Genomic DNA, 21,998 nt, shown 5'->3' with positions numbered 1-21,998 from the left:
TGCCGATCCTGCTGGGGCAGCGGCCTCCGCGCCCGCCCCGCCTGATACCCCGCTCACCGGCCTCCTCGCCGAGCGTGTGCAGCACGCCCTGCACGGGCTGTTGACTTTCCCACCCGAGCCGCCGGAAGCAGCCTCAGATCGTGCCATTGTTACGCCGCTTACGGGCGAGTCGCTTAGACTGTCCCCCATGTTCAGTTCGGGCCTGATCGAACGCCCAGTCGACTGGGTGGCTCTGGCAGGCTTCATGGGAACCGGAAAAAGCCGTGTGGGTTGGGAACTTTCCCGTGCGCTGGCGCTGCATTTCGTGGACACCGACAAGCTGATTACCAGGGTGGTGGGCAAGAGCATTCCCGAGGTGTTCGCACAGGAGGGCGAGAGCTACTTCCGCGCCTGCGAGGCCGAGGTCGTGCGCCGGGTGTCGCGGCTGGAACACGCGGTCATCAGTCTGGGGGGGGGCACCTTCATTCATGAGGACAACCGCCGCGCCCTGCTGGAACGCGGCCCGGTCGTCGTGCTGTGGGCCACGCCCGAGACCGTCTATCAGCGCACCAAGCACAGCGACCGTCCGCTGCTGCGCGTCGAGGACCCCCTGGGCCGCATCCGCAGCCTGATGGACGAGCGTGAGGGTGTGTACCGCCAGGGCACCATCCACGTTCACAGCGACGGGCGGCCCTCCGAGGAGATCGTGGAGGAGATCATCGAGCGACTGTGGGCGTGGTCCGACGCCTACCACGCCTGGACCGAGCGCCCCGAGGCCGAGGCCGTGAGCGACCGTGCGGCAGATTGAAGTTGGTGGCCCGCCGCCCTATACGGTCACGGTGGGGCCGGGGCTGCTGCGCGGCCTGCAGGTGCCCCAGCGCCACATCGCCCTGATTCATCCGGCCGACCTGCCCGCCGCCTTCGTGGAGCGCGCCCAGGCCGCCCTCTCCCCCACCGAGACCATCGCCGTGCCCGCCCGGGATGACTGCAAGACGCTGGAGGTGCTGAGCGGCGTGCTGTCGCGACTGGCCGCCGCGAACATTCCGCGTGACGGCGCGGTGGTGGGACTGGGCGGCGGCGCGGCGACCGATCTGGCCGGTTTTGCGGCGGCGAGTTACCTGCGCGGGGTGGCGTTCTACACCGCCCCCACCACCCTGCTGGGTATGGTGGACGCGGCGGTGGGCGGCAAGACCGGCGTGAACCTGCCCGAGGGCAAGAATCTGGTCGGAGCGTTCTGGCCCCCGCAGGCGGTGTGGTGCGACACCGACACGCTGGCCACACTGCCGGATGCGGTCTTCCGCGAGGGTGCGGCCGAGGCATACAAGCATGGCCTGATCGCCGATCCCAGCCTGCTGCCGCGGGTCCTCTCACCAGAATTCCGCCCCGGCGGCACGAATCTGGAAGACACCCTGGCCGACGCCATTGCCGTCAAGGCCGGCGTGGTGACCCGTGACCCCACGGAGCGCGGCGAACGTGCCTTTCTGAACTTCGGCCACACGCTGGCACACGCGCTGGAAGCGGTGACCCATCATGCGGTTCCACACGGCGAGGCGGTGGGGTACGGCCTGCATTACGCGGCCCTCCTGTCCCGCGCCCTGGGTGGAGCCGACCTGACGCCCCACACCCATGCATTCCTGCGCTGGCAGCGGCCCGCGCCCCTGCCCCCACTGACCTTCGAGCAGGTCATGCCCTACATGGCCCGCGACAAGAAGGCCGACGCCGACGGCGTGCGCTTTGTGCTGCTGCACGACCTGGCCCGTCCGTATCTGGCACGGGTGCCCGAGGCCGTCCTGCGGGCGGAGTTCGGCCGCTGGCAGGCTGATGTTCAGGGGTCAGCTTCGCTGGGTGGCCCGGGCTAGCTTCGCCGGGCCCTTCTGCGCCTCTCTCCTGTATCTCGACGTATCCCGACTTGCGCTGCCGCCTGCGTCCGGCCCTGCTACCCTCCATCCATGCTGCTGATCCTCAACGGCCCCAACCTCAATCGCCTCGGCCTGCGCGAACCGGGTGTATACGGTTCACAGACCATTGAGGACCTGGAGCGGCAGTGTGAGGCGTGGGGCGCAGAGCTTGGCGAGACCGTCACCTTTCGTCAGAGCAACTTCGAGGGCCAGCTGCTGGAATGGGTGCAGGAAGCGCAGGAGCAGGGCTTTACCGGAATCGTGATCAACCCCGGCGCACTGACGCACTACAGCTACGCGCTGCGCGACGCCATCTCCGGACAGCCGCTGCCGGTGGTCGAGGTCCACATCAGCAACGTGGACGCCCGCGAGGCGTTCCGGCACGTCTCGGTCACGGCGGCGGTGTGCCGGGGCAAGATCAGCGGCCTGGGGTTTTTCGGGTACCGCCTGGCCATGGAGTACCTGACCGAATCGGGTGTCGGGGTGGGCGCATGAGCTGGGCACCCTACGCCGCCCGGCCGGACAGCACGGTCACGGGGACGCTGCTGCAGTGGGAGGCCATCGGCGACGAACACCACGCGCCGCGCACCGTTCTGGCGTGGCTCCCCCCGTCGTACAGCACCGACACCGGGCGGGCCTACCCGGTGGTTTACTTTCATGACGGACAGAATGTCTTTGACGAGGCCACCAGCTACAATGGCGAGTGGAGGGCCGACGAGACCCTGACCGAACTGGCCGCAGAGGACCTGGAAGCCATCGCCATCGCCATCCCCAACGCGAATGAGCGGCGCTATCACGAGTACAGCCCCGTGCGTCACCCCGACTTTCCGTCTGAGCGGGGTGGGGGCGGGGGCGACGATTACGTGGCCTTTCTGATCAACAGCGTCAAGGCGCAGGTGGACAGCAGCTTCCGCACGCTGCCGGACCCGGCCCACACCCTCGTGGTGGGCAGCAGCATGGGCGGGCTGATCAGCCTGCACGCCGTGCTCACGCGCCCGGACGTGTTTGGCGGCGCGGGCGTGATGAGTCCGGCGTTCTGGGCCTGCGCGGGCGAGGCCTTCGGGCGCGTGCGCAGCGGCCCGGTGCCCACCGGCAAGATCTGGCTGGACATCGGCGGACAGGAGGGCACCGACCATCCGGAGCGGCAGCAGGCCTACTGGGACGACGCCCACGCCATGCGCGACCTGCTGCTGCAAAAGGGAATGGGCGACCGGCTGCGTTTCCAGGCCGATCCCCAGGGCATCCACCGCGAGAGCGCCTGGGCCGCGCGGCTGCCCGAAGCCCTGCGCTTTTTGCTGAAGGATCAGACTCCCTCTGCGTGATTCCCGGCGGCCTGATGTCCGGGCCGGCCTCCATCCCGCTTCCTCACACCGTCCGGTGCGCGCTGGGCCACGGAGCGCGCCCTTGCTCCCAGGGGCCCAAATCTGATACCTTGACCTTTAGTGTCTCGCGCTTGGTAGGGCCGGGATAACCGGGTGGGCACCCGGACACGCACGGACCTTCTCCCCCGCTGGAACGGGGCGTGTCGCCGCCAAATCCCACAACAGCATGGAGTACCCCCGTGAAAACCTTTGTTCCTAAAAATGATGAGCAGAACTGGATCGTGGTCGACGCGGCCAACGTTCCCCTGGGCCGTCTGGCGACCGTGGTGGCCAGCCGCATCCGTGGCAAGCACCGCCCCGACTTCACCCCCAACATGATTCAGGGCGACTTCGTGATCGTGCTGAACGCCGAGAAGGTCGTTCTGACCGGCGGCAAGCTCGACGGCAAGGTCTACACCCGCTACTCCGGCTACCAGGGCGGCCTCAAGACCGAAACCGCCCGCCAGGCGCTGGCCAAGCACCCTGACCGCGTGATCGAGCACGCCGTGTACGGCATGCTGCCCAAGGGCCGTCAGGGCCGGGCCATGCACAGCCGCCTGAAGGTCTATGCCGGTGAGCGTCACCCCCACGTGGCCCAGAACCCGCAGAAACTGGAAATCAGCAACACCGCGCACACCAAAGCAGAGGTCAAATAATCATGGCGATCCAGCAACCCGAACAGTTCTACGGCACGGGCCGCCGCAAGACCGCCGTCGCCCGCGTGTTCCTGCGCCCTGGCGAAGGCAAGATCATGGTCAACGGCAAGGAGTTCCAGGCGTACTTCCGCGGCCTGCTGCGCGCCGTGCACGCCCTGCAGGCTTTCCGTGAAACCGCCACGGCCGGCCGCTACGACGCCGTCATCACCGTGACCGGCGGTGGCCCCACCGGCCAGGCCGACGCCATCAAGCTGGGCATCGCCCGCGCGCTGCTCAAGGTCAACCCCGACTTCCGCGCGCAGATGAAGCCCAAGGGCCTGCTGACCCGCGACCCCCGCGAAGTCGAGCGCAAGAAGTACGGCCTGAAGAAGGCCCGCCGCGCTCCCCAGTTCAGCAAGCGCTGATCCCCTCTACAAAAAAGGCCCCTCCATCTTCGGAGGGGCTTTTTCATGTCTGGAACCTGTCTGTGGGTGCGTTGGGCGGCTGCGCTTACACCCACGTTCCGCTGATTTCACGGACAGTCAGGGTGGTGCCCTCGGCCCCCACGATCAGGACCTGCGCGCCCTCCGGGGTGTCGGGGCCGGTGGCCCGCCACTCGCTGTCGCCGACCCGCACGCGGCCCGACCCGTTGCGAATCGCGGCCGTGACCACGACCGTGCGGCCCACCAGTCGGCCGGCACCGGTGTTCAGGCGCTCGCCGTCCTGTCCGCCCAGCATCAGGCGGCCCACATAACGCTTGCCCACGAACACGGCCACGATGCACAGCACTGCGAAGAGAAACAGTTGCAGGGGAACGGCCAGCGGCAGCACGAACACGATCAGGCCCAGCGTGAAGGCGGCGAGCGCCAGCCACACGAAGAAGATGCCCGGCGCCGCCAGTTCCAGCATCAGCAGCACGGCGCCCAGCACCCACCAGTGGCCGGGCAGGATGCGGTCCAGGGAAGGAAGCCAGTCCACGGCCCCTACCCCTTCCGCCCGCCGAAGGCTTCTTTTGCCACCTCCGCGATGCCTTGCAGGCTGCCCAGGATGCTGGTGGCCTCGATGGGCAGAATCAGGGTCTTCTGGTTGGGGGCGGTCGCCACGTCCCGCAGCGCGTCCACGTACCGCTGCGCGATGAAGTAGTTGATGGCCTGCGCGTTGCCCCCGGCAATCGCCTCGCTGACCAGCCGGGTGGCCTCGGCTTCGGCGGCGGCCTCACGTTCGCGTGCCTCGGCCTCCAGAAAGGCAGCCTGCCGGCGGCCCTCGGCATTCAGGATCTCGGCCTGCTTCTCGCCCTCGGCCTTGAGGATGGCGGCCTGCCGGAAGCCCTCGGCGTCCAGGATGTTGGCCCGCTTCTCGCGCTCGGCCTTCATCTGACGGCCCATGCTGGCGACCAGATCGGCGGGCGGCTTGATGTCCTTGACCTCGATGCGCGTGACCTTGACGCCCCACGGCTCGGTGGCCTCGTCCACCACCGCGAGCAGGCGGGCGTTGATGGAGTCGCGGTTGCTGAGCAGGTCGTCCAGATCCATGCTGCCCATCACCGTGCGGATGTTGGTCATGGTGAGGTTCAGGGTGGCCTGTTCCAGATTGCGCACCTCGTAACTGGCCTTGGCCGAATCGAGTACCTGATAGAACACCACGCCGTCGACCGTGATCAGGGCGTTGTCGCGGGTGATGACTTCCTGGCTGGGCACGTCGAGGACCTGTTCCATCATGTTGACGCGCCGGCCGATGCGGTCAATGTACGGGATGATCAGGTTCAGGCCGGGCCGCAGGCTGCGCTGGTACTTGCCGAAGCGCTCCTGGGTCCATTCGTACCCCTGTGGCACGCTCTTGACTCCTGCCAGCAAGGTCACCAGCACCAGCAGAACCAAGAAAACAATCACGATCAGTGCACCCATGTCTTTCCTCCTGCCCGGGAATACGTGGAGGCAGCGCAGAAAGTTCCCCGCCCAGCCGGACTCCGGGCCCGCCCCAGGCACTACACTGGCCGGCGATGCTGGTGGACCTCAAGAACGTGACCGTGCGCGCCGGGGGCTGCGACCTGCTGAGCGGCGTGACCCTGGGCGTGCACCCCGGCGAAGCCGTGCGCCTGTGGGGGCCGAACGGCGGCGGCAAGACCACCCTGCTGCGGCTGCTTGCGGGCGAGGTCGCCCCGGTGGCCGGCGAGCGGACCTACCGGCTGGGCGGCGAACTTCAGACGTCGGCGGTGCAGGCCCGGCGGCAGCTGTCGGTGGTGGGCCCGGACGCCGAGGCCTTCTACCTGACCCGCGACTGGGCCCAGACCGTGCGCGACGTGCTGCTGGCCGCCTTCGAGGGAGACGTCCTGAAGCTGTGGGACGCGACCCCACAGGCCGCGGCGCGGCTGAGCGAGGTCGTGGCGCTGACGGACCTGTCAGCGCTGCTGGACCGCGACTTTCGGACCCTCAGCCACGGCCAGCGGCGGCGGGTGGTGCTCGCCCGCGCCCTGATGCCCCGGCCCCCGGCCCTGCTGCTGGACGAATTCACCGATGGTCTGAGCGCCGGAGCGCGGGCCGAGCTGGGCGGTGTCCTTGCCGCCGTCCACGCGTCCGGGGTGGCCGTGATCCTCGCCACCCACCGCCCCGAGGAAGCGCCGCCGCTGCCGTGGCGCACCGTACAGGTCGCCGGGGGCCGGGTCCGTGGCGAGGTGGCCACCTCGCCCGCTTCGTCCCGCACGGTGGACCTGCCGCGACCTCCCGGAACCGACGACCTGATCCGCCTGCAGGACGCCGAGGTCTGGCGCAACGGCGTGCGCGCCCTGGGACCCCTGAACTGGACCTGGGCAGCCGGGCAGCACTGGCTGGTCACGGGCGAGAACGGCAGCGGCAAGAGTACCCTGGCCCGCGTGATTGCCGGCGAATTGCACCCCGCCCTGGGCGGCAGCGTGCGGCGGCCATACCTGCGCCGGGACCTGCTGACCGAGCGCCGCCGCACGGTGGGGCTGGTCGGAGCCGAGGTCGGCATTCGCCAGCGGCGGGAGTGGACGGGCCGGGACGTGATCGGCAGTGCGTGGACCGGCACGGAAGGGTTCTCTCCGGCCCTGAGTGCTGCGGAACACGCGCAGGTGGAGGCCCTCGCCGCGCAGCTGCACCTCACCGACCTGCTCGAGCGTCCGGCCACCGGGCTCTCACAGGGCCAGCTGCGCCGCCTGCTGCTCGCCCGCGCCGTCGTGCACGCTCCCACCGTGCTGATTCTGGACGAGGGGCTGGATTTCGTGGACCCGGAGGCCCGCGCCCACTTCCTGGACCTGCTGCCCGCCCTGGTACACGGCGGCACCCATGTGATGGTCATTGCCCACCGGGAGAGCGACGCGCCCGGAGGATTGACCCACCACCTGCACCTGCGGGATGGCAAGGCCCAGACGGTCACGCGGCTGACCCTGCCTGAGCCCGAGGCGGCAGCACAGTAAGGCAAGAGGAGGGGACCAGTGAACGGTCGCTGGTCCCCTCCTCCGTACCCCGCTTACTTGGGAATCGCCACGCTGGACACGGTGAACGGCAGCTCCGGGTTGAGGCCCTCGCCGCGTTTGTTGAACTGAGAATTCACGACGAGCAGGCGCCCTCCCTCCTGGGCGATGGTGGTGGGGTAGCGCAGGCTGGCGTCGCTGAACGGCGTGCCCAGCGTGCCGCTGCCGAAGTCGGCCGAGAGTTTGACCGGCACGATAATGACGTCCTGGTTGCGTACCACGTAAAGGGTCTGGCCGCTGAGCAGGATGCCGTCGCCGTTCTTCACGGTGTTGCCCCCCAGATCGATCTCGCTCACCGATTTGTCGGCCACAGTGATGCGGAACAGCTTGCCGGTGTTGCTCTGGACCACGATCAGGGTCTTGCCGTCGGGCGTGGACGCGATGCCGTTGAGGTTAAAGCCGCTCTGGTACTGCAGCGCCGTGCCGGTGAAGTCCAGCCACGGCTCCAGCGTCTGCAGGCCCGAGGCATCGCGGCCCAGCCGGAACAGCACCGGGCGGCGCGAATCGGTGAAATACGCGGCGTCCGGGGTCAGGGTCACGTCGTTGATGAAGGTGGCAGTGGTATCGGGCGTGGCAAATTCCTTGATCAGCGACTTGGTCGCCGTGTCGTACACGAACACCTTGCCGCTGCCGCCGCCCGCGACATACAGCCGGCCCTGTTCGTCCACCTTCATGCCGATGGCGGTGGGCCGTTCGGAGACAGGCGGCAGAAAGACCTCGGTGGCCTTCTGGCCCAGGGTGCCGCGGAAGACGGTGCCGTCGATGGTGCTGCCCACATAGAAGGTCTGGCTGCCGTCCCGGTGGGCAATGCCCTCGGGATACACGGCGTTGCCCGGCAGGGTATAGCTGGTGACGCCGCCGGCCGGCAGGTTCAGCAGGTTGCAGGAAGCCAGCGTGGCGGTGAGGACCGCGGCAGTCAGCAATTTTTTCATGCTTCCATTTAGCTGTACGGCGGGTCAGTCGGGATGCGAAGGCGGTTTACTCGGCCTTCAGAATGAAATCCGGAACACGGACTTGCCTCCATTCCATTTCGTCAGACTCGCCTCACTTTGGGGCATTAGCCTCCGTCCATGACGCGCCTTTTGCTCACCCTCGCCCTGCTTACCGCCCCCGCCCTGATGGGGGCCACTGCCCAGACCTCCCCGGCGCAGCCCGCCGCCCCGCAGACGGGCGAGCGCATCATTGAAGCCATCACCGTGAACAGCTCGCAGGGCTACAGCATCCGCGTGCCGTCCGGCTGGACCCCGCTGAAAAATGCCCCGAACGTGGACGTGGCTTTCGTCAACGAGGTCGTCGGTGCGTTGCGCCCCACGGTTACCGTGCAGGTGCGCAATACCCCTCCCGAACTGAAGGTGACCCTGGCCGACATTCGTGACCTGTACGCCTCACAGATGCCCAAGGACGTGCCCAACCTGAAAATGCTGGGCGAGAAGACCATCAAGGTAAGCGGCAACAGCGCCATCCTATGGAGCTACACCGGCGACGGTGACGGAGGCAAGGTGCGCTGGACCCAGGTCTTTACCGTCAAGAACAACCGCCTGTACACCGTGACCCTGGTCACGCCCAGCGGAACGCCCCAGGACCTGCTGGACAGCGGGCGCGGGATCCTGAACAGTTTTGCGCTGACCACCAAGTAACAGGACAAGTAACGGGAACTGGGCTGGCCGACCGGGGGCGTTAAGCCAGCCCCAGCCGGTCGGCCCACGCGGTGAGGAAAGCTCCCAGGTCGTCCTGGCGCTGCAGCCGGGTGTGGGCGTGCCGCTCCAGCAACGGCAACTGGCCCACCTGAACGGCGTATCCCGCGATTTCCAGCATGGCCTCGTCATTGTCGCTGTCGCCGAAGGCCACCGTGCGGTCATGCGGCACACCCAGGGCGTCGGCAATCAGGGCGAGCGCCGCGCCCTTGTGTGCTCCCGCCGGGGTCACGGTCAGAAAGCTGGGGTACGGGTCCTGCGCCCCGGTCAGGACCAGGTGCGGGTGGGTGGTGCGCAGCCGCCCGGCGAGATCAGGCACCTGTGGATGATAGAAGCCGACCTTCAGGATGCCCTCGGCGGGCGCCCCGTCCAGCGGAAGGCAGTGGCGGGCCAGCATCCAGGGTTCGGGCTGCTGGCCTGCCGGCAGTTGCACGTACAGCGCCTCGGCACCGAACAGCACCACCCGCGCGTCGGCCAGCTCATGGGCCAGCACCGCCTCCAGATCTGCGGACGAGAACCGGGCCTCGGCACGCAGCTCGTCACCCACCAGAATGCGCCCGCCGTTGTTGGTGGCCACCGCGTGCGGCTGCATGGCCTCAGACACATCGCGCGGCGGCGTGTCGCGGCCCGTAATGATTGCGAGCTTCACTCCCAGCGCCCGCAGCCGTCCCAGCGCCGCGCCCACGTCATCGGCCACCCGGCGGCCCTGATCGGGAATCAGGGTGCCGTCCAGATCAAAGGCCATGAGCAGTGGAAGACCGGCCAGATGCTCGGCGGACAAGCGACCGACCATGCGGTCAGCAGAGGGAGCGAAACGGCGCGAAGTCACGCGGGCAGCCTAGAGCAGTTCTGCAGATTGCGCCACCGCCGGGCAGACGTTCGGCGGCCTCCTTCCTGCAGAGCGGTCGCCGTGGCCGGACCATGAAAAAACCGCCCGCCACATGGGCGGACGGTCGGATGGGCATACGCCCGGAACTCTGGGGTTATTCGCCCTGGGTTTCGGAAGCGGCCTGGGCGGCAGCGGCCTGCTCGCTGGCGCGGGCGGCCTTGCTCGCTTCTGCGTCCTTCATCACGCGGCTGCGGTCGCTCTTGATACGGGCCGCCTTGCCGCGCAGATCGCGCAGGTAGTACAGCTTGGCGCGGCGAACCTTGCCGCGCTCCAGCACGCTGACCTTGGCCAGCAGCGGGCTGCTGAACGGGAACACGCGCTCGACACCCTCGCCGAAGGAGATCTTGCGCACGGTGAAGCTCTTGCGGCTGCCCGAGCCGTTCAGCGCGATGACCACACCCTCGAAGGCCTGGTTGCGGGTACGGTTGCCTTCCACGACCTTGGTTTCCACGCGCACGGTGTCACCGGGGCGGAAGTCGGGGTGGTTGGTCTTGATGTGCGGCTGCTCGACGGCGCGCAGGATGGCGCCACGGTTGATCTTGCCGGTGTTCGTGTTGACGGTGCTCATTACAGACTCCTTCGGCCAGCGGACTACCCCACATCCTGACCCGGCCGGAATCACGGCGGGCGCGGGCAGAGGCATTCTTACACCTGTTGGACTGGCCCGCCTGCACGCTGGCAGCGGACCGGACTTTAGAAGTATACGCGCCTGGGGGTGTGGGCGGCAAGTCGGCAGCGTCAAGCGCAGCGCGGCTCACCTTCTTGCTTCGGCGCGCACGTCAGGATGAAAAACATGAGCGAAGATGCAAGAACCCGTGATGAACTGCTGGAGAACATCCAACATGCATCTTCCCTTCAGCGCCGCCGGGTCTCGGAGGTGCGCGCCCGCGAACACGTCGGCGCGGCAGGCTGGGCCCAGGCCAGTACCCTGGAGGCCATCATCCGGACCGGACAGGAGGGACTGGCCGCCACCGAGGCGCTGCGTCAGGTTATTTCCCTGACCGGCGAGCAGATCCGGGCCCTGCCGCTGGGCGCGCCGCAGCAGAAACGCGGCGGGGAGGTTCAGATTCTGCAGGACATCGTGACCAACGGCCAGGAACAGATGACGGTGGCCGAGGCCCTCAACCGGCTGGTGGGTCAGGCGCTGGAAGAAGTCACGCGCACGCCCCTCAGTGACCTGAACGTGGGGGGACTGCAGTTTATCCATGCCCGCGTTGAGGAACAGCTGACGGCCCTGCGGACCATCGTTCATGCAGCGCAGGCACAGGCGCAGACCCTGGAGCAGGTCGGGCAGCTCGAGGGCGTCCTGAGCGAACACCAGCGGCGCGTGGACGAACTGCGTCACTTCAGCGCCGAGGCCGAGGTTCACGCCCTGGCCGAGGCGGGCACGCAGATCGTGGAGCGCATCAGTGCCCTGGACGGGGCCGCCGCGTTCCAGGTTGACGCCCTGAGCCAGATCGCCGAGGCGGTGGTGGACCACATGGGCGAGACCAGTGTTTCCAGCGCCCAGCAAGCAGAGGCACTGGAAAAGCTGGCGCACGACATGGAGACCGAGGCCCAGACGTTGCGCGGACAGGATTCCGCAGACGGCTCGCCGCCTTCCTCCTAGCTCACCCTTTGAAGCGGCGCAGCGCCGGCCCAGACCTCCAAAAGACCCCTGCTTGCGAACTGGCTACAGCGTGATCCAGTAACGCCGCAGCGGGTGGGGGTGACCCTCCACCTGGAATTCTCCCTCCAGAACGCCGCCGTTGGCCTCGATGATGCCGCGCGAGCCGAGGTTGTCCGTATCGCAGGTCACCAGCACCTCCCGCAGCCCCAGTTCGCGCGCCCGCTCCAGCGTCAGGCGCAGCAGGGCCGTGCCGTGGCCGCGCCGCCGCGCCGAGGGGCGAACCTCGTAACCGACGTGGCCGCCGTACTCACGCAGACGGGGGGTCAGGGCATGGCGCAGGTCGGCGCGGCCCAGATACGTCTCGCCGTCCACCAGCCAGTACTCGCTGGAATGTACCCAGCCGGGGGCCAGGTCAGCCGGCGGTTCCAGACGGCGCAGGTGACTTAAAAAGGCTTCGAAGTCGGCGTCTATCTCCTGCGCGTCCCAAACTCTGGAACTCGCGAGGCCGCCCCCACCCTCGGCCTGCATCTCGCGCACCGCCTCCACGAAACTGCTTCTGTACTGGGCCGATGGACGAACAAGCTTGGACATATGCAGCAGCTTAACCCACGTCCAGCAGATCTGGACGGCTTTCTGCACGGGCCGACCAGCACAAGGGCACCCATTTACCACGGTGGCTGGTCAATGGCGGGCACAATTCAGCGCAGGGCACGGTGGTTTGGCAGACGGGAAGCGTACAATCCGGGACATGAAGGCCGCCGCATTCGAGGTCATGGATCTGGGTACCGTGCCGTACCGGGACGCCTGGGCCCTGCAGAAGGAACACCACGCGCGGGTCGTGGCGGGTGGGCATTCGGCGCTGCTGCTGGTGGAACATCCGCCGGTCCTGACGCTGGGCCGCAAAGCGCGCGAGGGCAGCAACATCGTTGTAACGCGCGAATATCTGGCGGCACAGGGCATTGAGGTGCTGGAGGTTGAGCGGGGCGGCGACGTGACCTACCACGGTCCCGGACAGCTTGTCGCCTACGCGATCTTCCCGGTGGGCCGGCGGGTGCAGGACTTCCTGCGGCTGCTTGAGGGCGCCACCATCACGGCGCTGAATGCGCTGGGCCTGCCCGACGCCCGCCCCAACCCCGGCTACGCGGGCGTGTACGTGGACCCGCGTGAGGTCAATGGCCTGCACTATGACCAGAAGATCGCTTCCTTTGGCGTGGCGGTGCAGAAGAATGTGGCCCTGCACGGACTGGCGCTGAACGTGAGCACAAATCTGCAGCATTTTGAGCTGATCGTGCCCTGCGGCCTCAGCGGCACCCAGATGACCAGCGTGGAACGCGAGTACGACTTGCGCATTCTGGGCCCGGTCCCCAATATGGACACCGCCCGCAAAGCGCTGGCCGACGCTTTTGCCACCACCTTTGAATCCTATGACTGGACGCTGCCGGAATTTGCCGGGGCAGGGAGCTGAACATGACCCAGACCGAACAGAAAGAACCCAAATTCATCAAGAACGGCATCTACCGCAAGGACTCGGTGCCGGTGCGCGAGAAAAAGCCCGAATGGCTCAAGGTCACCATCCCCACCGGTCAGGTGTTCGGCGAGGTGCGCAAGATCGTCAAGGAACACCGCCTGCACACCGTATGCGAGGAAGCGATGTGCCCCAACATCGGCGAGTGCTGGAGCCGTGGCACCGCCACCTTCATGCTGATGGGCCACATCTGCACGCGTGGGTGCCGCTTCTGCGCGGTGGATACGGGCAACCCGATGGGCAAGCTGGACCTGGACGAGCCGCAGTCGGTGGCCGAGAGCGTTCAGTTGATGGGCCTGAAATACGTGGTGCTGACCAGCGTGGACCGCGACGACCTGCCCGACGGCGGCGCGTACCACTTTGCCAAAACGGTCGCGGCGATCAAGAAGCTCAATCCCGAGACCCGTGTGGAGGCGCTGACCCCCGACTTCAGCGGCAACACCGCCTGTGTGGATCTGGTGCTGGACAGCGGCGTAGACACCTACGCGCAGAACCTGGAAACCGTGCGGCGCCTGACCCACCCGGTCCGCGACATCCGCGCCGACTACGATCAGACGCTGGCCGTCCTGGCCCATGCCAAACGTGCCCGCCCGGACGTGATCACCAAGACGAGCATCATGCTGGGCCTGGGCGAAACCCGCGAGGAAATCCGCGAGGCCATGGCCGATTGCCGGGCCGCGGGGGTGGACGTGCTGACCTTCGGCCAGTACCTGCGCCCCACCATGCACCACCTGCCGGTCGAGCGCTACGTCTCCCCCGCCGAGTTCAATGAGATCCGCGAGGAAGGCATGGCCCTGGGATTCCTGGAAATCGTGTCTGGTCCGCTGGTCCGCAGCAGCTACAAGGCCGAGCAGATCGTGATGGACCACCCGCGCGGCCTGCCCGAGCACCTGACCCATCTGGACGGGCAGGAACTCAGCCTGATCTGAGGCGCTGTGAAGGCAAGCGGGGGCCGGGGCGTGATGCCTGTGGCCCCCGTCCCTTCTATACCTTGACCGTACATCATTGCCCGCTGTGCCGTTCAGGCGGGGCGCGACAGTTCAGGAATGATCCAGCAGCTTCAGCGGGGCCAACACCAAGGGCAACCTGCAGTTGCTGTGCCGGCGCTGCAACTTGCAGACGAGCGACCGGATTTGAGGCGTCTCATGGCGCTGACGCCGGCCCACCCCCCCGCACTCCCGTCCGGCCCCGCCACCCCTCAATGACCCGCGTCATGTTCTCCGGCAGCGGCGCGGTGCAGTCCAGTTCCAGTTCGTAAGGCATGAAGGCATGCACCGTTTCAGCATCGCGGCGGGCGTCCCCGGGGCGGCGATCTCCGCGCGCCCGCTCTCTGCGTTCGAGTTCCTCGACGGGGCAACGCAGACCCACCACGTACACATCGTGCGGCGCGAGCAGGGTCCACAGGCGGTCACGCTGCTCCGCCGTCTCGATGATCAGGTCCACGACCAGCGAGTTGCCCGCCGTCAACAGTGCGGGCAGGCAACGATAGAAGCCCTCGAAGACCCTTGGGCGCAAGGTAGGCCAGTCGCGGATCTTCCCGTCCGGAGTGCGCGGCAGCACGGTGTCACCGAACATGAAGAGGTCCAGCGAGAAATGCAGGAACGGCCCCGGCAGGGCGTCACGCAGCGCCCGGCACAGCGTGGACTTGCCTGCACTGGACGCACCATTGACCAGGATCACGCTGCCGGATGTGGCGGGGGCGGACATGGCGCCAAGTCTGCCAGACAGTGGGCGACGGGACAACCAACCTCCCTGCGGCCCGGTAATCCTCCCGTAATGCCGCCGCACGACAGTGGCTCCCAGACAGGGGGTCACCACATGCTCGTCAAAGATGCCATGCACCGCCGCGCCGTCACCATCGGCATTCATGAAACGCTGCCGACCGCCGCCGTCACCATGCAGGAACTGGGGGTCAAGCGCCTACCGGTCGTGCAGGACGGCAAGGTCATCGGCATCCTGACGGACGGCGAGGTCAAACGCCGATTGCCTTCCCTGCGTGAAGGTCTCTCTCCGTGGGAATTTGCCGCCGCTGCCGGGCGGGTGCATGTGCGTGAGGCCATGCGCCAGCCCGCCCACACGGTGACGCCGGAGACGCCGCTGGACCGGGCCATTACCACCATGCTCGACCGTCACGTCGGCGGCCTGCCGGTGGTGGATGAGGACGGCGGCCTGCTGGGCATGCTGACCCTGACCGACGTGCTGCGCGCCGAGGTCACGGCCCCCCGCCTGCGCTGGGGCGCGGCCCAGCAGCACATGACCCGCGAGGTGATCACCGTGAACACCGATACTCCCGCAGGCGAGGCGGCGGCCCAGCTGCGGAGCTCGCGGCTGCGGGTGCTGCCGGTACTGGAGAACGGCATTCTGGCCGGGCTTCTGCACGAGGTAGACGTGAGCGCCGCCGCAGAACGCGAGGGCGCGGCGCACGGCAACGCGGTCGAGGGCGATGCATCTCTGCTGCAGGGCAAGGTGGCCCGCGACCTGATGCGTCCGCCCAGCGGTCACCTGCGGGAGGCCGTTCCCATGCGCGACGCCCTGAGCCAGATGCTCGCGCTGGACGTTCACGGCCTGCCGGTGGTGGACGGCGAGGGCCACCTGCTGGGGGTGGTAACCATCAGCGACGTGCTAAAGACAGTGCTGGGCCAGGTCCGCTCCGGGGCCGACGCAGCGGAGCCGCCGACCCCACGCTGAGCGCTTCCCACCCGGTGGCGGATCCGTGGCGGACCTTGCCGTCCGGCCAGCCCGGCGGCCTCAGACTGGGCGGGTGTCTGTGCCCCCCGCCCACCCCTTTCGCGCCTACTCGCCGGCCGACCATCATTTCCCGCTGCCCGAGGGCCACCGCTTTCCGTACTACAAGTACGCCGGGGTCCGTGAGCGGCTGCGTTCTGTACTCCCGGTGCTGGACACTCCTGCGCTGAGCTGGGCGGACGCGGCGCGGGCCCACGATCCCCACTGGCTGCGGCGCTGGCGACGCGGAGAGGTGGGCCGCGCCGAGGAACGCGCCTTCGGGCTGCCGTGGTCGCCGCAGGTGGTCGAGCGTTCTCGCCGGGCGGCGGGCGGCTCGCTGGCGGCCCTGCACGACGCACTGCGGACAGGCTGGGGAGCGAACCTGGCTGGAGGCACGCACCACGCTTTCCGCGACCGCGCCGAGGGCTTTTGCCTGATCAACGACGCAGCCATCCTGACCCGGGTGGCGCTGGACGGCGGCCTCGCCACCCGGGTGGCGGTCATTGATCTGGACGTGCATCAGGGCAACGGCACGGCGGCGCTGCTGGGTGCCGAGGCGCGGGCCTTTACCCTCAGCGTTCACGGCGAGCGCAACTACCCGTTTCGCAAGGAGGCCAGCTCGCTGGACCTGCCGCTGGGCGACGGCGTCAGTGACCTAGAATACCTGAGCGTGCTGCACACGCAGGCGCTGCCCGCCCTGGAGGCCTTCCGGCCCGACCTGCTGCTGTATCTGGCGGGGGCCGATGTGCTGAGCGGCGACCGCTTCGGACGCTTCGCCCTGAGTCTGGACGGCGTTCGTGAACGCAACCGGGCCGTGCTGAGCTGGGCTGCCCAGGCGGGGGTCCCCACGGTGACCATGCTGGCAGGCGGCTACAACCGTGACCACGCCCTGACCATCGAAGCCCACGCCAGCGTGGTCCTGGATGGCCTGGAAGTGTTCGCCTGACTGAACTGGGGGCAGCATTGTATCTGGGCACCCTGACGAAATGTTCATAGTGTGGGGGTTGAACGTTTCAAGGTTGAACAAAGCTTGTACACTCCTTGTCAAGAGCGCTGACCGCGTTGGAAAGGTACCGGCCTCCGGAAAAAGGAGCAATCATGACGTACACTGCCCCCTCCGCCGTCCCCACCCTCCATACCGACCTGAGCAGCCGCATGGTGCGGCGCGGACAGACGCTGTACTACGCCGGCGACAGCGCCCCCAGCCTGTACCGCCTCGACAGCGGGCTGATGCGTGCGGTGCGCCTGACCCCCCAGGGCCGCAACCTTACGGTCCGGCACATCCATCCCGGCGACGTCTTCGGCGAGGAAACGCTGCACGATCAGACCCGCGCCCATCAGGTGGTGGCCCTGACCGACGCCACCCTGACGCCGATCCACCCGCAGCACCTGTCGGCGGCGGAATTGTGGGACCTGACCCGCAGCCTCAGCGCGCAGCTTCAGCGCATGATGACCGATGGCGTTCATATTCAAGACGGCGACCTACGCGAACGCATCGCCCGTTACCTGCTGAACCTCGCGGGCAGCACCCTGGGCGGCCAGCACGCCGACGGAACCCGTTACGTGCGCGCCACCCATGAGCTGATTGCCGAGGGCACCGGCGCGACCCGTGAAAGCGTAAGCAAGCTGATCGGCGAGATGCGCGACGATGGTCTGCTGCTCCCCGCCTACCGCTGCCTGACCCTGACCGACGAGGAACGTCTGCGGAGCCTGAGCGGCTACCACGGTTGATCTGTTCCCAAAATCCGCTGCTCCCTCCCATCCCCTTGACCACCGAAGGGGATTTTTTGTGGCTTCCTGGGCCTGCCCGCTCCGTAGCCATACCGAGAAAATTCGCCCACACCGTAGAATGCTGCCCATGCGGATTCGTCTCGACCCCTGGCCCGTGGATACCCAAGACGGGCAACTGACCCTCAAGCCTTTTGCGGGGCTGGTGTTCAATGCAGAAACCGACCGCTGGGCGGCCATCGCCCCGCGCGAGGTGCCCTCCTGGCTGACGCGGGTGCTGGTGGTGGACGGCAAGCGGCGCATGGAGGCCCGGCTGCTGCTCGATGACGAGGCAGGCGGACTGAGCCTGGCGGGGTTCGGGGCCTACGTGGCGGGCGCGGTGGATCTGTGTCCCCACGGTTCGCGGCAGGCCGACCTGTTGAAGGTGGTGGCCCAGCGGGTGCTGGCCTACAGCGGGGACGGCGGCGTGACCCTGGAACCCACCCGCCTCAGCCCGCGCAACCCGCACACTGGCCAGCTGGAATACACCCCCCACGCCTTTGCCGGAACGCAACTGGAAGGCGCTCTGGGCAAGGTGCAGCGCCTGATGCTGGATGCCGAGGGGGACCTGAGCCGCCGGCTGGCCGCCGCGCTGCCCCTGGACGAACACGACCGCGCCGCCCTGCCGGACACGCTGGTGTTGCAGGATGGTCCGGTGCGGATCGGGGGGGCCGGACGCGCGGTGCTGGGCTGTGTGAAGACGCTGCACACCGACTACCTGGGAGCAGACCGCATTGGGCTGCTGGGTACGCTGAAGCCCGGCGAGCGCACGCCGGTGCTGCGCTTCCGGGTCGGGGACCAGGGCGGCAGTCAGGACAGCGAGGGGCGGGAGCAGCGTTTTACGTGGTATGTCCGGCTGTGTGATCCGCCGTTCTACCAGCACCCGCTCGCCGGGGTGATGCGCCTGGAGATGCACGCCCCCGAGGACAGCGACTTTGTGCCGCGCGCCGTGTTGCAGGTCGCCAACCTCTCGGGCCAGCTGCTGTGCCGCCTGGCAAGCACGCCACACAAGGACGCCCGCGCCCCCCAGAATCTGATTCCCACCGCCGCGCTGGAACACGCCATGGACCGGGCGATGGGCAGCGCCGAACTGGTCACGCGGCGCATCCGCTCCCACCTGGCCCGCGAGCTGGGTCAGCCCACGGGAGCGGTGGCATGACCGGGCCAGGTGCGGACACGGCGAACCGCATCGGTATGGTCCTAGGCACCGAGGACGTGATGCCCACCGTGTTCTGGTTTGCGGTCAGCGCGGGCGCGAGCGTGCAGCTGGATGATCTGGTGGTGGTGCAGACCCGGCGGCCCGACGGCCGGACCGTGCGCTTTTTCGGGCTGGTAGACAACGTGCGCAAACGCCACGAGGGCGTGACCTTCGAGTCGGACGTGGAGGACGTGGTGGCCGGGGTGCTGCCCGCCTCGGTCAGCTACGCCGCCCGGGTCCTTGTCACGCGGGTGGACCCCGAGAACTTCATTCCGCCGCAGCCCGGCGATACGGTGCGCCACGCCCACGGAGACGACCTGAAGATGGCCCTGAGCGCAGACAAGATGGGCGAGGCCAGCTTTCCCGGCGGTCTGCTCGCCGACGGTCAGCCGCTGCCACTGAATTTCCGCTTTGTCAACGGCGAGAGCGGCGGGCACATCAACATCTCGGGCATCTCGGGGGTGGCGACCAAGACCAGCTACGCCCTGTTCCTGCTGCACAGCATCTTCCGCAGCGGCGTGATGGACCGCGTGGCCCAGGCGAGCGGCGGGCGCATGGCGGGGACCTCCGGCGGGCGGGCCATCATTTTTAACGTCAAGGGCGAGGATCTGCTGTTTCTCGACAAACCCAACAGCAAGGTGCAGAAGAAAGAAGCCGAGGCGCAATCAGGCAAGGGACTGGACGCCGACCGCTACACGCTGCTGGGGCTGCCGATGTCGCCCTTTCAGGACACCCAGTTCCTGGCCCCACCCCGCGCCGGAACGTCGGGCAGCGCCATCGTGCCCCACACCGATCAGCGCTCGGAAGGCGTGACTCCCTTTGTGTTCACGCTGCGCGAATTCTGTGCCAACCGGCTGCTGCAGTACGTGTTCTCGGATGCGGGCAGCAGCCTCAACCTGGGGTTTGTGATCGGCAACATCGAGGAAAAGCTGTTCCGGCTGGCCTCGGCGCAGACGGGCAACGGAACCGGGCTGAGCGTGGACGACTGGCAGGTGGACCTCAGCGAGACGCCGCCCGAGGACCTGGAATTCGGAGAACTGGGCGGAGTCAACCTGCGGACTTTTGACCAGCTGATTTCCTACATCGAGTTCAAGCTGCTGGAGGACCGCGACGGTGAGGGCGATCCCAAGTGGGTGCTCAAGCAGGCCCCCGGTACCCTGCGCGCCTTTACCCGGCGGCTGCGCGGCGTGCAGAAGCACCTGACGCCCCTGATCCGCGGCGACCTGACTGCCAGCGAGGCCGCCCGCTACCGTCCCAACCTCCTGAGCGGGGCGCAACTCAGCGTGGTGGACATCCACAACCTCTCGGGCCCCGCGCAGATGTTTGTGGTGGGCGTGCTGCTGCGGCAGGTCTTCGACCACAAGGAGAAGTACGGGCGGCAGGACACGGTCTTTGTGGTGCTGGACGAGCTGAACAAGTACGCCCCGCGCGACGAGGGCAGCCCCATCAAGGACATCCTGCTGGAAATTGCTGAACGGGGCCGCAGCCTGGGCATCATTCTGATCGGCGCGCAGCAGACCGCCTCCGAGGTCGAGCGGCGCATCGTTTCCAACGCCGCCGTGCGGGTGGTGGGCCGCCTGGACCTCGCCGAGGCCGAGCGCCCCGAGTACCGCTTCTTGCCCCAGAGCTTCCGCGCGCGTGCGGGCATCCTGCAACCCGGCACCATGCTCGTCTCGCAGCCCGATGTGCCCAACCCGGTCCTCGTCAACTACCCGTTCCCGGCCTGGGCCACACGCGGCGATGAAGTGGACGACCTCGCGGGCCGCAGCGTGGTGGAGGTGGGCGACGACTGGCTGAGGTGAAGCCGGAACCCAGGACAGAAAGACACAGGACAGGGCAGCCGGGTCCCTACATAAACAGGACCCGGCTGCCCCTTGCCAGCCCGGGGCGCGGCGCTACAGCTGCTGCACCAGAATCGGTGTCGTGGTCGGCTGATCGCTGCCGCCGGGGGGTTCCACGCTGACCGCCAGGGTGATGCCAGTGGGGGCCTGGGCCACCAGGGTGCCCTGACCGTCCATAACCCCCAGCGACACCGGGGTCGTGCCCTGAATCTGCCACAACTGATACACCCGGTCACTGGGCGGGGCCGCCGTCAGGTACAGGTAGGCGCTGCCATCGGCGAGACGCACCACCTGTCCGATCTGCGCCTGATCCGCGCCGATCAGCGGCTGGGTCACGGCCCCCGGCTGGGCCGCATACCGGGTCAGTGGGTCACCGGCAGGCCGCAGGACAAAGAACAGAGCGGCGGCCGCAGCCAGCGCGAGCAGGCCGCCGATTCGCCAGGGCCAGACGCGGGCGGTGGGTTGTACGGGGGCGGGTGAAGGCGCTGCGACAGGGACTTGTGCGTCCGCTGTGCGCCCACCGGCCTGTTCGGCACGCAGCCGCGCCATCAGACGGTCTTCGGCCCCCGCGGGCACCTCGGCCAGGGGCAGGGCATCGGGCAGGCTATGCAGGGCCTTGAAATCGGCACGATACTGCGCCAGTGCCTCAGGGTCCTGCTGCAACGCGGCACGAACACGCGCCTCCTCCTGTGGAGAAAGGGACCCCAGGGCCAGGGCCAACAGGTCGTCTGGATTGATGGTCATGCGTGTTCACCTGCCTTCCGGGGAGCTCAGCACACAGCGCTGAGGAGAGGGAGCGGGGCTCACTGCAGACCGGAAGGATCCAGGCGAGCTTTCATGAGATTCAGGGCCGAGCGCAGTCGAGATTTTACGGTACCGACCGGCAGTCCGAGCAACACGGCCAGCTCGCTGTGGGAATAGCCCCGGTAATACGCGAGTTCGACCAGCTGGCGGTGCTGAGGCTCCAATCCTGCCACTGCCTGTTCGGCCATCAGCCGGTCGGTCGGGTCGCTGGCAGAGGTCGGGGCGTCCCAGTCCTCGATTTCCAGCGCCGTCTCCGGGCGGTCGCGCAGTTGCTGGAGAAAACGGTGGTGCGCGATGCTGACCAGCCAGGTCTTGACGCTGGCCCGCGCCGGATCGAAGCGCGCTGCATGCTTCCAGGCATTCATGAACGCATCCTGAACACAGCTCTCCACATCGTCGGCCTGGCGCAGCATCCGGTGGCCCAGGGCGTACAGCAGCCGGGCATACCGGCCGTGCAGTTCTCGCAGCGCATCTTCCTGACCACCGGCCATGGCCTGAAGCAGGGCCTCGTCGGGTAGGTCTTGAGAAAGGAAGGGTTGACTCATGGGTTCCGGACCAGCCTAGCAAGATACACAGGTCCTCAA

General features: G+C 67.7%; 25 protein-coding genes and 1 pseudogene. 17 read left to right on the top strand and 9 right to left on the bottom strand.

Going from position 1 to position 21,998, the window contains the following annotated elements; genetic code table 11:
* Positions 1-187: 187 nt before the first annotated feature.
* The 6 genes from IEY21_RS09530 to rpsI all read left to right on the top strand — a co-directional run bounded on the left by IEY21_RS09530 (position 188) and on the right by rpsI (position 4,298).
* Complete coding sequence (locus tag IEY21_RS09530; RefSeq protein ID WP_188903791.1) at positions 188-787, top strand: shikimate kinase; 600 nt, start codon at positions 188-190, stop codon at positions 785-787.
* Complete coding sequence (gene aroB / locus IEY21_RS09525) at positions 774-1,838, top strand: 3-dehydroquinate synthase (protein WP_188903789.1); 1,065 nt, start codon at positions 774-776, stop codon at positions 1,836-1,838. Before IEY21_RS09530 ends, aroB begins: the two co-directional genes overlap by 14 nt.
* Positions 1,839-1,928: 90 nt before the next feature.
* A complete protein-coding gene (gene aroQ, locus IEY21_RS09520; protein WP_188903787.1) occupies positions 1,929-2,372 on the top strand; it encodes a type II 3-dehydroquinate dehydratase in 444 nt (147 codons plus the stop codon).
* Positions 2,369-3,199, top strand: a complete 831-nt coding sequence (locus tag IEY21_RS09515; protein ID WP_188903785.1) for an alpha/beta hydrolase — start codon at positions 2,369-2,371, stop codon at positions 3,197-3,199. Before aroQ ends, IEY21_RS09515 begins: the two co-directional genes overlap by 4 nt.
* A 239-nt stretch (positions 3,200-3,438) precedes the next feature.
* Complete coding sequence (gene rplM / locus IEY21_RS09510) at positions 3,439-3,894, top strand: 50S ribosomal protein L13 (RefSeq protein ID WP_188903783.1); 456 nt, start codon at positions 3,439-3,441, stop codon at positions 3,892-3,894.
* Between the two features lie 2 nt (positions 3,895-3,896).
* The gene (rpsI, locus tag IEY21_RS09505; RefSeq protein WP_188903781.1) at positions 3,897-4,298 is read left to right on the top strand and encodes a 30S ribosomal protein S9; all 402 of its coding nucleotides are present in this window, start codon (positions 3,897-3,899) and stop codon (positions 4,296-4,298) included.
* 85 nt (positions 4,299-4,383) lie between these two features.
* On the opposite strand, the gene IEY21_RS09500 is transcribed toward rpsI, so the two are convergent.
* Positions 4,384-4,851 (bottom strand): NfeD family protein, encoded by a 468-nt coding sequence (locus tag IEY21_RS09500; protein WP_188903779.1) that lies wholly within the window; start codon positions 4,849-4,851, stop codon positions 4,384-4,386.
* Between the two features lie 5 nt (positions 4,852-4,856).
* Positions 4,857-5,777: an SPFH domain-containing protein gene (locus IEY21_RS09495; RefSeq protein ID WP_188903777.1), complete on the bottom strand. Its 921-nt coding sequence runs from the start codon at positions 5,775-5,777 to the stop codon at positions 4,857-4,859.
* A 95-nt stretch (positions 5,778-5,872) separates the two neighbouring features.
* Here IEY21_RS09495 and IEY21_RS09490 point away from each other — a divergent pair, with 95 nt between their 5' ends.
* On the top strand, positions 5,873-7,306 hold the full coding sequence (locus IEY21_RS09490) for an ATP-binding cassette domain-containing protein (RefSeq protein ID WP_188903775.1): 1,434 nt from the start codon (positions 5,873-5,875) through the stop codon (positions 7,304-7,306).
* A 53-nt stretch (positions 7,307-7,359) separates the two neighbouring features.
* Here the strand turns inward: IEY21_RS09490 and IEY21_RS09485 are convergent, their stop codons facing one another.
* Complete coding sequence (locus tag IEY21_RS09485; protein ID WP_188903773.1) at positions 7,360-8,295, bottom strand: SMP-30/gluconolactonase/LRE family protein; 936 nt, start codon at positions 8,293-8,295, stop codon at positions 7,360-7,362.
* Between the two features lie 138 nt (positions 8,296-8,433).
* On the opposite strand from IEY21_RS09485, the gene IEY21_RS09480 reads away from it, so the two are divergent.
* Positions 8,434-9,000 carry a PsbP-related protein gene (locus IEY21_RS09480; protein ID WP_188903771.1) on the top strand — a complete coding sequence of 189 codons (567 nt, stop codon included), beginning with the start codon at positions 8,434-8,436 and terminating at the stop codon, positions 8,998-9,000.
* A 40-nt stretch (positions 9,001-9,040) separates the two neighbouring features.
* On the opposite strand, the gene IEY21_RS09475 is transcribed toward IEY21_RS09480, so the two are convergent.
* Both IEY21_RS09475 and rplS read right to left on the bottom strand, forming a co-directional pair.
* A complete protein-coding gene (locus IEY21_RS09475) occupies positions 9,041-9,886 on the bottom strand; it encodes an HAD family hydrolase (RefSeq protein ID WP_229753009.1) in 846 nt (281 codons plus the stop codon).
* 154 nt (positions 9,887-10,040) lie between these two features.
* The gene (rplS, locus tag IEY21_RS09470) at positions 10,041-10,514 is read right to left on the bottom strand and encodes a 50S ribosomal protein L19 (protein WP_188903769.1); all 474 of its coding nucleotides are present in this window, start codon (positions 10,512-10,514) and stop codon (positions 10,041-10,043) included.
* A 225-nt stretch (positions 10,515-10,739) separates the two neighbouring features.
* Here rplS and IEY21_RS09465 point away from each other — a divergent pair, with 225 nt between their 5' ends.
* A complete protein-coding gene (locus IEY21_RS09465; protein WP_229753008.1) occupies positions 10,740-11,555 on the top strand; it encodes a hypothetical protein in 816 nt (271 codons plus the stop codon).
* 63 nt (positions 11,556-11,618) lie between these two features.
* Here the strand turns inward: IEY21_RS09465 and IEY21_RS09460 are convergent, their stop codons facing one another.
* Entirely contained in the window at positions 11,619-12,146 is a 528-nt protein-coding gene (locus IEY21_RS09460; protein ID WP_188903765.1) for a GNAT family N-acetyltransferase, read from the bottom strand.
* 157 nt (positions 12,147-12,303) lie between these two features.
* Between IEY21_RS09460 and lipB the strand changes: the two genes are divergently transcribed.
* The 3 genes and pseudogenes from lipB to IEY21_RS17115 form a co-directional block, all read left to right on the top strand.
* Positions 12,304-13,020 carry a lipoyl(octanoyl) transferase LipB gene (gene lipB / locus IEY21_RS09455; protein WP_188903762.1) on the top strand — a complete coding sequence of 239 codons (717 nt, stop codon included), beginning with the start codon at positions 12,304-12,306 and terminating at the stop codon, positions 13,018-13,020.
* A gap of 2 nt (positions 13,021-13,022) precedes the next feature.
* Positions 13,023-14,009, top strand: a complete 987-nt coding sequence (gene lipA, locus IEY21_RS09450; RefSeq protein ID WP_188903760.1) for a lipoyl synthase — start codon at positions 13,023-13,025, stop codon at positions 14,007-14,009.
* A gap of 139 nt (positions 14,010-14,148) precedes the next feature.
* Positions 14,149-14,217, top strand: a pseudogene (locus tag IEY21_RS17115) (HNH endonuclease); the annotation flags it as partial.
* Between the two features lie 6 nt (positions 14,218-14,223).
* Here IEY21_RS17115 and IEY21_RS09440 read toward each other — a convergent pair.
* Complete coding sequence (locus IEY21_RS09440; RefSeq protein ID WP_188903758.1) at positions 14,224-14,787, bottom strand: phosphotransferase-like protein; 564 nt, start codon at positions 14,785-14,787, stop codon at positions 14,224-14,226.
* Between the two features lie 111 nt (positions 14,788-14,898).
* Between IEY21_RS09440 and IEY21_RS09435 the strand changes: the two genes are divergently transcribed.
* The 5 genes from IEY21_RS09435 to IEY21_RS09415 all read left to right on the top strand — a co-directional run bounded on the left by IEY21_RS09435 (position 14,899) and on the right by IEY21_RS09415 (position 20,571).
* A complete protein-coding gene (locus tag IEY21_RS09435; protein WP_188903756.1) occupies positions 14,899-15,768 on the top strand; it encodes a CBS domain-containing protein in 870 nt (289 codons plus the stop codon).
* Between the two features lie 73 nt (positions 15,769-15,841).
* Positions 15,842-16,750 carry a histone deacetylase family protein gene (locus tag IEY21_RS09430; RefSeq protein WP_188903754.1) on the top strand — a complete coding sequence of 303 codons (909 nt, stop codon included), beginning with the start codon at positions 15,842-15,844 and terminating at the stop codon, positions 16,748-16,750.
* 152 nt (positions 16,751-16,902) lie between these two features.
* Positions 16,903-17,535 carry a Crp/Fnr family transcriptional regulator gene (locus IEY21_RS09425; protein ID WP_188903752.1) on the top strand — a complete coding sequence of 211 codons (633 nt, stop codon included), beginning with the start codon at positions 16,903-16,905 and terminating at the stop codon, positions 17,533-17,535.
* A gap of 127 nt (positions 17,536-17,662) precedes the next feature.
* Positions 17,663-18,730 carry a DNA double-strand break repair nuclease NurA gene (locus IEY21_RS09420; protein WP_188903750.1) on the top strand — a complete coding sequence of 356 codons (1,068 nt, stop codon included), beginning with the start codon at positions 17,663-17,665 and terminating at the stop codon, positions 18,728-18,730.
* Positions 18,727-20,571 carry an ATP-binding protein gene (locus tag IEY21_RS09415; RefSeq protein ID WP_188903748.1) on the top strand — a complete coding sequence of 615 codons (1,845 nt, stop codon included), beginning with the start codon at positions 18,727-18,729 and terminating at the stop codon, positions 20,569-20,571. Before IEY21_RS09420 ends, IEY21_RS09415 begins: the two co-directional genes overlap by 4 nt.
* Before the next feature lie 93 nt (positions 20,572-20,664).
* Here the strand turns inward: IEY21_RS09415 and IEY21_RS09410 are convergent, their stop codons facing one another.
* Both IEY21_RS09410 and IEY21_RS09405 read right to left on the bottom strand, forming a co-directional pair.
* Positions 20,665-21,354 carry an anti-sigma factor gene (locus IEY21_RS09410; protein WP_188903746.1) on the bottom strand — a complete coding sequence of 230 codons (690 nt, stop codon included), beginning with the start codon at positions 21,352-21,354 and terminating at the stop codon, positions 20,665-20,667.
* Between the two features lie 59 nt (positions 21,355-21,413).
* Positions 21,414-21,959 (bottom strand): RNA polymerase sigma factor, encoded by a 546-nt coding sequence (locus tag IEY21_RS09405; protein ID WP_229753007.1) that lies wholly within the window; start codon positions 21,957-21,959, stop codon positions 21,414-21,416.
* Positions 21,960-21,998: the final 39 nt, after the last annotated feature.

Source organism: Deinococcus aerophilus (assembly GCF_014647075.1).
Classification (GTDB): Bacteria; Deinococcota; Deinococci; order Deinococcales; family Deinococcaceae; genus Deinococcus; species Deinococcus aerophilus.
This window is presented reverse-complemented; position numbering and strand designations above follow the sequence as displayed.

Bases quoted from the DNA above. Each gene is read 5' to 3' on its own strand.
- IEY21_RS09495 (WP_188903777.1), bottom strand. From the start codon at position 5,777: ATGGGTGCACTGATCGTGATTGTTTTCTTGGTTCTGCTGGTGCTGGTG.
- rplS (WP_188903769.1), bottom strand. From the start codon at position 10,514: ATGAGCACCGTCAACACGAACACCGGCAAGATCAACCGTGGCGCCATC.
- IEY21_RS09530 (WP_188903791.1), top strand. From the start codon at position 188: ATGTTCAGTTCGGGCCTGATCGAACGCCCAGTCGACTGGGTGGCTCTG.
- IEY21_RS09410 (WP_188903746.1), bottom strand. From the start codon at position 21,354: ATGACCATCAATCCAGACGACCTGTTGGCCCTGGCCCTGGGGTCCCTT.
- IEY21_RS09480 (WP_188903771.1), top strand. From the start codon at position 8,434: ATGACGCGCCTTTTGCTCACCCTCGCCCTGCTTACCGCCCCCGCCCTG.
- IEY21_RS09440 (WP_188903758.1), bottom strand. From the start codon at position 14,787: ATGTCCGCCCCCGCCACATCCGGCAGCGTGATCCTGGTCAATGGTGCG.
- IEY21_RS09485 (WP_188903773.1), bottom strand. From the start codon at position 8,295: ATGAAAAAATTGCTGACTGCCGCGGTCCTCACCGCCACGCTGGCTTCC.
- IEY21_RS09425 (WP_188903752.1), top strand. From the start codon at position 16,903: ATGACGTACACTGCCCCCTCCGCCGTCCCCACCCTCCATACCGACCTG.
- IEY21_RS09405 (WP_229753007.1), bottom strand. From the start codon at position 21,959: ATGAGTCAACCCTTCCTTTCTCAAGACCTACCCGACGAGGCCCTGCTT.
- IEY21_RS09490 (WP_188903775.1), top strand. From the start codon at position 5,873: ATGCTGGTGGACCTCAAGAACGTGACCGTGCGCGCCGGGGGCTGCGAC.
- IEY21_RS09465 (WP_229753008.1), top strand. From the start codon at position 10,740: ATGAGCGAAGATGCAAGAACCCGTGATGAACTGCTGGAGAACATCCAA.
- lipB (WP_188903762.1), top strand. From the start codon at position 12,304: ATGAAGGCCGCCGCATTCGAGGTCATGGATCTGGGTACCGTGCCGTAC.
- IEY21_RS09460 (WP_188903765.1), bottom strand. From the start codon at position 12,146: ATGTCCAAGCTTGTTCGTCCATCGGCCCAGTACAGAAGCAGTTTCGTG.
- IEY21_RS09420 (WP_188903750.1), top strand. From the start codon at position 17,663: ATGCGGATTCGTCTCGACCCCTGGCCCGTGGATACCCAAGACGGGCAA.
- IEY21_RS09435 (WP_188903756.1), top strand. From the start codon at position 14,899: ATGCTCGTCAAAGATGCCATGCACCGCCGCGCCGTCACCATCGGCATT.
- IEY21_RS09515 (WP_188903785.1), top strand. From the start codon at position 2,369: ATGAGCTGGGCACCCTACGCCGCCCGGCCGGACAGCACGGTCACGGGG.
- IEY21_RS09415 (WP_188903748.1), top strand. From the start codon at position 18,727: ATGACCGGGCCAGGTGCGGACACGGCGAACCGCATCGGTATGGTCCTA.
- aroQ (WP_188903787.1), top strand. From the start codon at position 1,929: ATGCTGCTGATCCTCAACGGCCCCAACCTCAATCGCCTCGGCCTGCGC.
- lipA (WP_188903760.1), top strand. From the start codon at position 13,023: ATGACCCAGACCGAACAGAAAGAACCCAAATTCATCAAGAACGGCATC.
- rpsI (WP_188903781.1), top strand. From the start codon at position 3,897: ATGGCGATCCAGCAACCCGAACAGTTCTACGGCACGGGCCGCCGCAAG.